Origin of the sequence: Ornithinimicrobium pekingense DSM 21552 (assembly GCF_000421185.1) — a bacterium.
In the GTDB taxonomy this organism is placed as follows: Bacteria; Actinomycetota; Actinomycetes; order Actinomycetales; family Dermatophilaceae; genus Ornithinicoccus; species Ornithinicoccus pekingensis.
Map to the genome: position 1 here is coordinate 17,466 of NZ_ATWJ01000012.1, position 10,690 is coordinate 28,155.

The window sequence follows — 10,690 nt, forward strand, 5'->3', positions numbered from 1 at the left end:
CCAACTTCTCGGCGGGCACCTCCACGTGCAGCCACTCCAGTGCCGGCCTACTGATGTCAGCCTCACCACATCCCGGCGTCCGGTAGCACCTGAAGGGCACCACGTCGGACAGAGACAGACGCCCCCAGCACAGGCCCGCGAGAGATGCGCCTGCGGTATGCCGGTCCGCGTCGGACTGCACCGGCGCGACTGCAGCAAGCTCGTCGACGCTAGCCACAAGCAGGCCGACCTGCTGGCGGCCACCCCGTTGCCGTTCTCCACCCTCCATACCTCCTCGGACATCGTCGACGTCGACGGCGTCCCCGTCCGTGTCGCGTCCGTCGACCACCTGGTGGCCATGAAACGCCTGTCCGGGCGAGCGCAGGACCTGGCTGACATCGAGGCGTTGTCGCAGCTGACCCGCCGACCTATGGTGGACGGGGATGAGCACGACCAAGGCTGACGACCTCTGGCGCGGCACCTCGGACACGGGGTCCGCCGTCCGAGCGCGTGCGGCAACCACCCCGGCGCAACGGCTGGAGTGGCTCGAGGAGAGCCTCCTGCTCGCACAGGCGTCCGGGGCCCTGGCTCGGGACCGGGCGCGACGGCAGCGTCAGGCTGAGGAGTGGGCTCGCTTGGCGGCGGCGTCCGCAAAGGCCGCGACATCACCCCATACGTCAGGTTCGTCCACCGAGGCCTCCCGGTAGGCCCTGAGATAGGCCGCGTCGATCCCAGCGGACGGGTGCTCGCGCAGGAGAGCCTCGAGAGCTGCCTCGAGCAACGACGCGTCGGTCCGGCCGGAGCAGACCTTGCGCGCGCGAGCAAGCAGGTCCGCGTCGACCGTCGTGCTCACTCTCACCTTCGGCATGCCACGACCATGCCAGACCTGCCACTCACGGTCCTCGGATGCGCAAGGGTCGGCGGCGCCATACCGTCCAAACATGGGCACCTACATCTCACGACGCGACGACACGGACCCTGACGAGGGCACGAAGGAGTACGGCGACGTGGAGTTCGCCGACCCCACCAACAACAAGTACCCGATCGACACCGAGGAGCACGTCCGCGCGGCGTGGTCCTACATCAACACGTCGTCGAACGCCGCCAAGTACGACGCCGAGGAGGTGGACGCGATGAAGGGTCGGATCAGGCGAGCCGCCACGAAGTTCGACATCGAGATCAACGAGGACTGAGAGGTCAGGCCTCCGACCCCCGCAGCTGCTCGCGCAACCGCGCCGCCTCGCGGGTGAGGTGGTCCCGCTCCGCGGTGCTCCTCGCCTCGCGCGCCGCCGCGGCGTAGAGCTCGGCGCCCCGCCCGGTCTCACCGGCGCGGGCATGGAGATAGGCCGCGACCGCGGTCCGTCGCGGCACCCCGTCGGGCACCTCGGCGAGGGCGGCGAGCCCCGCCGCCGGTCCGTCCGCCTCACCCACGGCGACGACGCGGTTGAGCCGGGCCACCGGGGACGGCGTGAGGCGCACGAGCTCGTCATACCACTCGAGGATCTGCACCCAGTCGGTCTCCTCGGCCCGCAGGGCGTCCGCGTGCAGGGCTGCGATCGCCGCCTGCACCTGGTACTCCCCCAGCCGGTCCTGCGCCAGCGCCGCCTGCAGCAGCTCGACCCCCTCGGCGACCATCGCGGTGTCCCACAGCGACCGGTCCTGCTCGGCGAGCGGCACCAACCGCCCGCCCGCAGTGGTGCGTGCCGCCCGCCGAGCGTGGTGCAGCAGCATGAGCGCCAGCAGCCCGGCGACCTCCGGCTCGTCGGTGCGGGCGGCGAGCTGGCGGGTCAGCCGGATCGCCTCGGCGGCGAGGTCGACCGAGCCGGAGTAGCCCTCGTTGAACACCAGGTAGAGCGTGTGCAGCACCATGCCCAGGTCGCGCTGGCCCTGCCCGAGCCCGTCGCCGGCGACCTCGACCAGCCGCGCCTTGGCGCGGCTGATCCGCTGGGCCATCGTGGCCTCCGGCACGAGGTAGGCCTCGGCGACCTGCCGGGTCGTCAGGCCGCCGACCGCGCGCAGGGTCAGGGCGACCGCCGAGGCCGGCGTCAGGGCCGGGTGGGCGCACATCAGGTAGAGCCGCAGGGTGTCGTCGACCGAGGAGACCGCGCCCGGCGGCGGCTCGGCCTCGACCCGCTCCTCCCGGGCCCGGCGGGCGTCGTCGGAGCGGACGGCGTCGACGAAGCTGCGCCACGCCACCGTCACCAGCCACCCCTTCGGGTCCCTGGGTGGGTCCTCGGGCCATACCTGGAGGGCCCTGACCAGCGCCTCCTGCACGGCGTCCTCGGCCGACGCGAAGTCTGCTCCGCGCCGGACGAGGACGCCGATCACCGCGGGCACCAGGGCCCGCAGCGCGACCGGGTCCATCACCCGGCCGTCACCTCGGGAGCCGTCAGGAGCGGGCGCACCTCGAGCCACTCGCCGAGGGGCCGCCCGTCGGCGCCCGGTGCCGCGGACAGCTCGCCGGCCAGCTCGACGGCCCGCTCCTGCGACTCGACGTCGATGATCATCCAGCCCGCGATGAGGTCCTTGGTCTCGACGAACGGCCCGTCGGTCACCGGCGGCCGGCCCTCCCCGTCGTAGCGCACCCACAGCCCCTCCGGCGCCAGCGCCTGGCCGTCGACGAACTCGCCGCTCTCGCGCAGGCGGTCGGCGAAATCGTCCATGAAGGTGATGTGCGCGTCGATCTCCTCGGGGCGCCACCGGTCCATCGGGACGTCGTTGGTGGCGGCGGGCGCGCCGCGGTAGTGCTTGAGCAGCAGGTACTTGGCCATCTCGATCTCCTTCGTCCGGCACGACCAGTGTGGCCGCGCTCACCCCTGGGACGGAACCGTCGCGCGGATCTCGACATCGTGCCCGCCGAGCCGATGAGGCCCCTTCGTCAACGTCAGGTCAAGCGCAGGTATGGGGAAGGTCAGCACAACGTCCGGCCCGGGCAAACCGGGTAAAACCTTGCCAAAGACCCGCGGTTTGCCCTTCCGCCCGGACGGCACCGCTTCCTAGGGTCCCGAGATGGACACCAACGCAAGGACGCGTCTGCGCCGCACGACCTTCATCCTGACCTGCTCCTCCGCGCTCGTGGTCAGCCCGCTGGCCGCCACGGCCGGGACCACCAGCTCGTCGCTGTCGTCGGTCATCGGCCCCGCCACCTCGGCTGTGACTGCCGCCATCGAGGACGGCATCACCCACGACCAGAACCCCCGCGTGCCCGAGGGCGCGTCGTGGACGGAGCACTACTTCCCCTCCTCCGACGGCAGTGACGTCGAGCTGCACGCCGACGTGCTGCGGCCCGCCCACCTGCCGGCCGACACCCCGACGCCGGTGATCCTGTCGGTCGGTCCCTACTTCGCGCACGCCGGCCAGACCGGTGACGACGGCTTCACCCAGACGGGCCCCTCCGAGCGGTTCAACGACCTCATCGAGGGCGCCGACCTGATGGCCCGCGGTTACACCGTGGTCTACGTCGACCTGCGGGGCTTCGGCGGCTCGACCGGGTGCCTCGACTGGGGCGGCCCCGGCGAGCAGGCCGACGTGGTCGCCGCGGTCGAGTGGTCGGCGAACCAGCCCTGGTCGACCGGCAAGGTCGGCCTCTACGGCAAGTCCTACGACGGCGTCACCGGGCTGATCGGCGCCAACGAGGAGCCGGAGGGTCTTGCCGCCGTCGTCTCCCAGGAGCCGCTGTGGGACATGTACAACTACCTCTTCTCCAACGGCGTCCGCCGGCCCAACCACCTCGGCACCCCTTACGCCTACAACTCGATCGCCAGCGTCCAGGGCATGCCGGACGACACCGACCGCTACAAGACCAACGCCGCCTACGAGCAGACCCACCCCGAGTGCCTCGCCGACAACGTGACCGACACCCAGGACCCGGACCCCGACTCCGACTACTGGCAGGCCCGCGACCTGGCCGCCATGGCCGCCGGGTCGACCGTGCCGCTCTTCGTCACCCAGGGCTTCCTCGAGCCCAACACCAAGCCCGAGGACATGCAGCAGTACCTCGACAACCACGACGGCGAGCAGCGCGGCTGGCTCGGCCCGTTCGAGCACGTGCGCGGCAACGACCGCGGCTCCGACGGGGTCCTGCGGATGGGCCGCGAGGGCTGGTTCGAGGAGGTCATGCGCTTCTACGACGAGCACCTGCAGGGCATCGAGCCGTCCGTCGACGACCCGGCCTTCGTGATCCAGGACAACTTCGGCCAGTGGCGTGCGCAGGACACCTGGCCGGTGGTCACCACGACCCAGACCGTCCGCCTGGAGCCCGGCAGCTACGTCGACGACGGCGGTGAGGAGGTCGCCGGCCAGGGTCCCGCGGACGACGGTGACCACGACATGGAGCACGGCCCGACGCTGCCGCCGCAGGCCCAGGGCCGGCCCGGCAAGCCGCCCCGCGTGACCGACGACGGCGACACCTTCTACACCTGGTCGCGCCCGGTCAACCACGAGACCCGGATCACCGGCACCCCTCGGGTGGCCTTCGAGGCCACCGGCACCGGCAACGTGCTGGTCCGGACCTGGGACGTCGCCCCCGACGGCACGGCGGTGATGTTCGACGAGCAGATGTCGCTGGTGGACGACGGCACGGTCGCGTTCGACCTCAAGGACACCGACTGGACCCTCGAGGCCGGCCACCAGCTCGTCGTGGGCATCGGCACCAACACCACGCGGTCGTGGCGCGACACCCCCTCCGCCGAGACGATCACGGTCTCCTCGCCCACCCTGTCGCTGCAGCTGCAGAACACCCGCAACGACGTCCCCACGCACGGTGACCGGGCTCCCTACCTGGACACCTACCTGCGCTTCTACACCGGCACGATGGAGGACCGGATGCAGGGCACCTTCAGCCTGTCGGTCAACCAGGGCCGCGGCTGAGCACGACCTGGATCTTCACGGGCCGAGCGGGCCGATCAGCTCGTAGACGGTGCCGTCCGGGCCGCGGTAGTGCGCCCAGGCGTGCTGCTCGTCCCGCTGGGTGTCCCAGAGGAACCGCACGCCCTCCGCCTCCATCCGCCGGCGGGTCCCCTCGACGTCGTCCACGCGCAGACCGACGCAGGGGCGCTCGCCGAAGGCCAGGTGGTCGGTGTCCTCAGGCCCGTACACGTGCAGCGCCGTCCCGTCCGCGAGACGGAACCAGGCGAGCCGGTCGGGCTCGAGCCGGACCGGCTGCAGGCCGAGGACGTCGCGGTAGAGGGCGACCGTCGACCGGAACGCGGCGCGGTCGCCGACCCGCACGCCGAGGAAACCCAGGCCCAGCACCTCACCGGTGGACCTGCGGACGTCCTCGGGTCCGCCCTGGCGTGACGTCATACCGTGGCGCCCGGCAACCTGCTGGCCTGCTCGACCCAGGACCGCAGCTGGTCGAGGTCGAGCTCGTCGTCCTCGTGGATGTCCAGATAGCGCACCTCGGCGTGCTTGGACGACTTTGGCGGCACGGGGTCGAGCGAGGCGCCCTGCCAGAACTGCACCTGCACGTACGACGTGTAGCAGCGGAACGACAGGAACCAGGTGCCCTCGTGCGCTCCGTAGAACGGCTGGTTCCACTTCACCGCCTTGCGCACGTCCGTGACCGTGCTCGTGACGAGGTCGTCCAGGCGGCGGCCGACCTCGCTCTTCCACCCGGGCATGGCCGCGATGTAGTCCTGCACCGGCCCGTCGCCCTCCCCCTTGGGGATCTGCGGGTTGCCGCCGGAGAGCAGCCTGGGGGCCGCACCGTCGTTCTTCTCACCCATCAGAGCCTCCCTCTCTCGGTCATGGGGCGGCCATCGCCGCCCACCTTCGGCCCGATCGAGCCTACCCACCCGCTGCTCCCACGGGCCCGGTTCGTCACCGTTCGGTCAAGGGCAGGTATGCAGTTGGTCAAGACTTCCGGGTAACCCCCCGATCGGCGATGCAACAGACGGCAACCGCAGGCTGCCCTCGGGCGCCCTCCCTAGCGTCACCCAGCATGGCCCTGCTCCCCGGCAGTGCCATCGACCCGAGGAGAACCCATGACACCGAAGTCACCCAGACGCTCCGCCGCCGCGGCGCTGGCCCTGACGCTGGGCGCCGGGGCCGCGGCCGCCCTGCCCCCGGCCGCAACGGCCGCGACCGACGAGCAGCCCACGCTCGAGGCCCGCGTCAAGGACGTCATCGACCACGACGGCCTGCAGTTCAAGGACCTCAACGCCAACGACGAGGTCGACCCCTACGAGGACTGGCGCCTGCCCGTCGAGGAGCGGGTCGCCGACCTCGTCGGCCAGATGACGCTGGCGGAGAAGTCCGGCCTCATGCTCATCCAGACGCTCAACGCCGGCTGCGAGGGCAGCGTCGTCGGCCAGGCCGCCAACTTCGTCGAGCAGCAGCACATGCACCGCTTCATCTTCCGCAACGTCGTCGACTCCACCTCGACCGCGTGCGGCGCGAGCGGCACCCCGGTGGTCACCCCCGCCCAGGCGGCGACCTTCACCAACTCCGTGCAGGAGATGACCGAGGCGACGCGTCTCGGCATACCGACGCTGTTCAAGTCCAACGCCCGCAACCACATCGACCACGACGCCCGCGTCGGCATCAACGAGTCCGCCGGCGCGTTCAGCGCCTTCCCCAAGGAGGCCGGCGTGGCCTCGGCCGCCCTCGGCGACGCGGCCTACATGGACGTCGTGGAGGACTTCGCCACCGTGATGGGCGACGAGTGGGCCTCGATCGGCCTGCGGGGCATGTACGGCTACATGGCCGACCTGTCCACCGACCCGCGCTGGTACCGCGTGCACGAGACCTTTACCGAGGACTCCGACCTCGGCGCCGACATCATGGGCCAGCTGGTGCGCATCCTGCAGGGCGAGGTCGACGAGGACGGCGTCTCGCTGTCCCCGGACACCGACGTCGCGCTGACGATGAAGCACTTCCCCGGCGGCGGGCCGCAGGCCCTCGGCCTGGACCCGCACTACGCGCACGGCAAGACCCAGGTCTACCCCGGCGACGGCTTCGTGGACGCGCTCAAGCCGTTCGAGACCGCCATCGACGCCGGCGTGTCCTCGATCATGCCCTACTACGGCGCCCCCATCGACGTGGTCTACGAAGGCACCCCCTTCGAGGAGATCGGCTTCGCCTTCTCCGAGGAGATCGTCGAGTGGCTGCTGCGCGACCAGCTCGGCTTCAAGGGCTACGTCAACTCCGACACCGGCATCATCAACGACCGCGCCTGGGGCCTGGAGGACGCGACCGTGCCCGAGCGGGTGGCCGCGGCCGTCAACGGCGGCACCGACACGCTCTCCGGCTTCGACGACGTGCAGACGATCCTCGACCTGGTCGAGGCCGGCCTGATCACCGAGGAGCGGGTCGACCTGGCCGCGGAGCGGCTGCTCACCCCGCTGTTCCAGCTCGGCCTCTTCGAGGACCCCTACGTCGACCCCACCGCCGCGACCACGACCGTCGGCAACGACGCGCACCGCGCCGTCGCCCAGGACGTGCAGCGCAAGTCGGTCGTGCTCCTGCAGAACGACGGCGTCCTCCCGCTCGAGGGCGACGACGAGGTCTTCGTCCTCGGCGCCTTCAACAGCGAGCAGGTCGCCGAGGTCGGCTTCGACGTCGTCGACGGCAACGAGCAGGGTGTCGAGGCGGCGGCCGGCGCCGACGTGGCGGTCATCAACGTCACGGCGGCGACCGACCGCTCGGTCACCGGCGCCTACCGCTCCAACTTCGACGACACCGGCTGGTTCAACCCGGCGACGGGCGGGTTCGCCGCCGCGGACGACCCGAGCACCGACGCCGACTTCTACGTGGTCGGCGGCCTGGACCCGGACTACGGCACCAACCCGGTCGTCATGGACGGGGTCGCCGGCCTCGACGGCAGCAGCCCGTGGGGCGCCTCGGACCGGTGCGTCGCCGAGGGTGGCGAGGCCGCGGTCAACAACCCGAGCCCGACCCCGTCGTGCACCGACAACGGACTCCGCTTCGGCGGGGCGCTGCCCTGGGAGTCCGACGTCCTGGACTTCACGGGTATGGCGCAGTCGCAGTCGTGGAAGGTCACCCCGTCGCTGGAGGACATCCAGGCGGTCATGGGCGAGGTCGGCGCGGAGAACACCGTGCTCAGCGTCTACTTCCGCCAGCCCTACGTCCTCGACGAGGCCAGCGGCCTGCAGGACGCCGGCGCGATCGTCGCGGGCTTCGGCGTGACCGACTCCGCGCTGTGGGACGTCCTGGCCGGTGACTTCGCGCCGCAGGGCAAGATGCCCTTCGCCCTGGCGAGCAACGTCGAGGCCGTCTCCACCCAGGCGCCGGACCTGCCCGGGTATGACGCGGCCGACACGCTCTTCCCCTTCGGCCACGGCCTGACCTACGCCGACCCCTTCGAGACGCTGTCCTCGAGCCTGGAGGGCCACATCGCCTCCGGCGACGTCGCCGGCCCGGTGGCCAAGCAGCTGACGAAGGCGCTCGAGCAGGCCAAGAAGCACGCCGACGTGGGCCGCAGCCAGCCAGCGGCCGTCGCGCTGGAGCGCTTCCTGGCCCTGCTGGAGAAGCCGAAGAAGCCGGACACGCTGACCCCGGAGGCGCAGGAGGACCTGCGCACCCAGGCCCAGCACCTGCTCCGCCGGCTCTGACGGTCGGCTGACAGACGGCGAGGGGCGCCACCGGGAGACCGGTGGCGCCCCTTCGTGCGTCCTGCGGCGCTGCATACCGTGTCGCGCCGTGCACTCCCACCCATCTGAGTGCCCCGTGCCCGCCGGGCCGACGCCAGGCGTGCACACCCCACTCACCTGAGTGGCCCATGCGCATCGACCGGGCGCCAAGCATGCACGGCGCACTCACCTGAGTGGCCCATGCCCGTGCCCGACGGGCTCTCACACTTCCTGTGAGGTGTGCCTTGAGGCGCCTACTCCCCCCGCGGGTCGCCGACGAAGTCGCCGCGCTCGCGGATGTTCTCGATCGGCGACAGGTCGGCCGTCTCCCACGAGCCGTCGGCGACCGCCTTGAGCAGCTCGTAGCCGGTGACGCTGGCGGTCTTGGAGATGTAGCCGGCCGACTTCTGGCCGATGCCGCCGCGCAGCTCGAAGAGCACCGAGGCAGACCCGAGCAGGCCGTAGGCGTTGCGGGCGATGCCCGGCGTCTCGGTGCTGGGGTAGCGCGTGATGTTGGCGTAGCCGTAGCCGTCGACCGCCTGCAGCATCACCGACGCCGCCCGCTGGGACTCGGTGATCGTCTGCGCGAACTCGTCGGAGATCCCGAGCTCGGCCGCGGTGTCGGTCGCGTTGGGCCACATGATCGAGCCGGTGATCATCCGCCCGTCGTCGTCGACGTAGGTGCCCTGGTGGTGGTAGTCGACCATGACGACCGGCTGCAGGTCGTCCCAGAGCAGGCGCATCGCGATGGCCTCGGGCACCTCGTTGAGGGTGTCCTCACCCTCGGCGTAGGGGTTGTCGTAGGCCGACTCGGCGTAGGAGTGGTAGCGGTTGATGTCGTAGCCGCGGCCGGACAGCCAGAAGTCGCACCCCACCACGCAGGTCGGGTCGACGTTCTGGCGCCACGGGGTCGTGGCGCCCCGGGAGTCGGTCGCCTCGCCGTCGAAGCCGTCGACGTTGACGCGGGGCACGATGGTGACCGTTAGGGCGTCGCGGATGGCCCGCGTCTCGGGGTTGTTGCTGCCGGCGACCTGCTGGATCAGGTCCATCATCCCGCGGCTGACCATGAACTCGTTGCCGTGCTGGTTGGCGATGAGCATCACCGGGGTGGGCCCGTCGCCGATCGTCACCACGGGGATCTCGCGGCCCAGGTTGGTGGGCAACGGGGCCGGCTCGAGCTGGATGGCTCCGCGGTTCTCCAGCTTCTGCAGGGTGGCCCACATGTCCTCGTAGGAGGCCACCCCGTTCAGGGCGCTCTCCTCACCCCAGGGACCTCCGGGGGTGGTCTCGGGCGGGTCGGCCTGGGCCGCGCCGACCTGGGTGCCGGCGACCACCGCCCCGGCCAGCACGAGAGAGCTCAGAGAGGCGAAAACTCGACGTCGTGATCTCATGTCCACGCTTTCGGGTCGTGCCGGCGTGACCCTGGTGGCCACGCTCGTTGTGGCCCTCGTCACGCTAGGCCGGACCCGGTCAAGACGGGGTATGGCGCAGGTCAAGACTTGCCCAACTGCTAGCGTCGGCCCCGCGCGCCAGTGCCGGCGCGCCGGCCCGACGGGCCGACGACGGGGGGCCGACGTGCCGCCGGGATGGGGACCTGTATGAAGAACCGCGCGCTCGTGGTCGCGATCGCACTCGCCCTGCCGCTGTCGCTCGCCGCCTGCGGCAACGACGACGAGGCCCAGGCCGCGGAGGCGATCTCGGCCTCGATGATGGAGCAGGAGGAGGACTCCTTCGCCGTCGACCAAGAGCAGGCGGACTGCGTCGGCGAGGGGCTGGTCGAGACAGTCGGCGTCGAGCAGCTGCAGGGCTACGGGATGCTCACCGACGACCTGCAGGTCGACGAGTCCGTGGACGAGGTGACGATGTCGGCAGAGGACGCCGACGCCTCCGCCGAGGTCTTCGTCGGGTGCGTCGACGCCCAGACGATGTTCGCCGAGGAGATCGCCGCCGACGAGGAGCTCACCGCCGAGCAGCAGGAGTGCATCGGGGAGGTCATGGACGAGGAGGCCCTCACCGAGCTGTTCTCGATGATGTTCCAGGGCAAGGAGGACGAGGCCATGGAGGACCTCATGGGTCCGCTCATGGCCTGTCTGTTCTGACGGGCCGCCCGAGTGACACCT

Annotated in this window: 11 protein-coding genes; 5 read left to right on the forward strand and 6 right to left on the reverse strand. The window is 71.1% G+C overall.

The window, feature by feature from the left end; translation table 11 throughout:
• Positions 1-157 precede the first annotated feature (157 nt).
• Complete coding sequence (locus tag K330_RS0112995) at positions 158-442, forward strand: hypothetical protein (protein ID WP_022922250.1); 285 nt, start codon at positions 158-160, stop codon at positions 440-442.
• A gap of 150 nt (positions 443-592) precedes the next feature.
• Here the strand turns inward: K330_RS0112995 and K330_RS0113000 are convergent, their stop codons facing one another.
• Positions 593-847 (reverse strand): hypothetical protein, encoded by a 255-nt coding sequence (locus K330_RS0113000; RefSeq protein ID WP_029202641.1) that lies wholly within the window; start codon positions 845-847, stop codon positions 593-595.
• A gap of 73 nt (positions 848-920) precedes the next feature.
• Here K330_RS0113000 and K330_RS0113005 point away from each other — a divergent pair, with 73 nt between their 5' ends.
• Positions 921-1,172 carry a DUF6582 domain-containing protein gene (locus K330_RS0113005; protein ID WP_022922252.1) on the forward strand — a complete coding sequence of 84 codons (252 nt, stop codon included), beginning with the start codon at positions 921-923 and terminating at the stop codon, positions 1,170-1,172.
• A gap of 4 nt (positions 1,173-1,176) precedes the next feature.
• Here the strand turns inward: K330_RS0113005 and K330_RS0113010 are convergent, their stop codons facing one another.
• Positions 1,177-2,343, reverse strand: coding sequence for an RNA polymerase sigma factor (locus tag K330_RS0113010; RefSeq protein ID WP_022922253.1), 1,167 nt, complete (start codon positions 2,341-2,343; stop codon positions 1,177-1,179).
• Positions 2,343-2,750: a YciI family protein gene (locus K330_RS0113015; protein ID WP_022922254.1), complete on the reverse strand. Its 408-nt coding sequence runs from the start codon at positions 2,748-2,750 to the stop codon at positions 2,343-2,345. The genes K330_RS0113010 and K330_RS0113015 overlap by 1 nt, the downstream gene beginning before the upstream one ends.
• A 238-nt stretch (positions 2,751-2,988) precedes the next feature.
• Here K330_RS0113015 and K330_RS0113020 point away from each other — a divergent pair, with 238 nt between their 5' ends.
• Positions 2,989-4,848, forward strand: a complete 1,860-nt coding sequence (locus tag K330_RS0113020) for a CocE/NonD family hydrolase (protein ID WP_022922255.1) — start codon at positions 2,989-2,991, stop codon at positions 4,846-4,848.
• Between the two features lie 15 nt (positions 4,849-4,863).
• Here K330_RS0113020 and K330_RS0113025 read toward each other — a convergent pair whose 3' ends face one another.
• Together K330_RS0113025 and K330_RS0113030 are read right to left on the reverse strand one after the other, a co-directional pair.
• Complete coding sequence (locus tag K330_RS0113025; RefSeq protein ID WP_022922256.1) at positions 4,864-5,283, reverse strand: VOC family protein; 420 nt, start codon at positions 5,281-5,283, stop codon at positions 4,864-4,866.
• Positions 5,280-5,705 carry a DUF1801 domain-containing protein gene (locus K330_RS0113030; protein WP_022922257.1) on the reverse strand — a complete coding sequence of 142 codons (426 nt, stop codon included), beginning with the start codon at positions 5,703-5,705 and terminating at the stop codon, positions 5,280-5,282. Before K330_RS0113030 ends, K330_RS0113025 begins: the two co-directional genes overlap by 4 nt.
• Positions 5,706-5,963: 258 nt before the next feature.
• Here K330_RS0113030 and K330_RS21180 point away from each other — a divergent pair, with 258 nt between their 5' ends.
• Positions 5,964-8,552, forward strand: a complete 2,589-nt coding sequence (locus tag K330_RS21180; protein ID WP_022922258.1) for a glycoside hydrolase family 3 protein — start codon at positions 5,964-5,966, stop codon at positions 8,550-8,552.
• Between the two features lie 272 nt (positions 8,553-8,824).
• Here the strand turns inward: K330_RS21180 and K330_RS0113040 are convergent, their stop codons facing one another.
• Positions 8,825-9,961, reverse strand: coding sequence for a M14 family zinc carboxypeptidase (locus K330_RS0113040; RefSeq protein WP_156875807.1), 1,137 nt, complete (start codon positions 9,959-9,961; stop codon positions 8,825-8,827).
• A gap of 207 nt (positions 9,962-10,168) precedes the next feature.
• Here K330_RS0113040 and K330_RS0113045 point away from each other — a divergent pair, with 207 nt between their 5' ends.
• On the forward strand, positions 10,169-10,669 hold the full coding sequence (locus K330_RS0113045) for a hypothetical protein (protein WP_022922260.1): 501 nt from the start codon (positions 10,169-10,171) through the stop codon (positions 10,667-10,669).
• Positions 10,670-10,690: the final 21 nt, after the last annotated feature.

What these genes read in the sequence shown, in the direction of transcription:
- K330_RS0113015 (WP_022922254.1), bottom strand. Translation starts at nt 2,750, where the DNA reads ATGGCCAAGTACCTGCTGCTCAAGCACTACCGCGGCGCGCCCGCCGCC.
- K330_RS0113045 (WP_022922260.1), top strand. Translation starts at nt 10,169, where the DNA reads ATGAAGAACCGCGCGCTCGTGGTCGCGATCGCACTCGCCCTGCCGCTG.
- K330_RS0113040 (WP_156875807.1), bottom strand. Translation starts at nt 9,961, where the DNA reads ATGAGATCACGACGTCGAGTTTTCGCCTCTCTGAGCTCTCTCGTGCTG.
- K330_RS0113005 (WP_022922252.1), top strand. Translation starts at nt 921, where the DNA reads ATGGGCACCTACATCTCACGACGCGACGACACGGACCCTGACGAGGGC.
- K330_RS21180 (WP_022922258.1), top strand. Translation starts at nt 5,964, where the DNA reads ATGACACCGAAGTCACCCAGACGCTCCGCCGCCGCGGCGCTGGCCCTG.
- K330_RS0113020 (WP_022922255.1), top strand. Translation starts at nt 2,989, where the DNA reads ATGGACACCAACGCAAGGACGCGTCTGCGCCGCACGACCTTCATCCTG.
- K330_RS0113010 (WP_022922253.1), bottom strand. Translation starts at nt 2,343, where the DNA reads ATGGACCCGGTCGCGCTGCGGGCCCTGGTGCCCGCGGTGATCGGCGTC.
- K330_RS0113000 (WP_029202641.1), bottom strand. Translation starts at nt 847, where the DNA reads ATGCCGAAGGTGAGAGTGAGCACGACGGTCGACGCGGACCTGCTTGCT.
- K330_RS0112995 (WP_022922250.1), top strand. Translation starts at nt 158, where the DNA reads ATGCCGGTCCGCGTCGGACTGCACCGGCGCGACTGCAGCAAGCTCGTC.
- K330_RS0113025 (WP_022922256.1), bottom strand. Translation starts at nt 5,283, where the DNA reads ATGACGTCACGCCAGGGCGGACCCGAGGACGTCCGCAGGTCCACCGGT.
- K330_RS0113030 (WP_022922257.1), bottom strand. Translation starts at nt 5,705, where the DNA reads ATGGGTGAGAAGAACGACGGTGCGGCCCCCAGGCTGCTCTCCGGCGGC.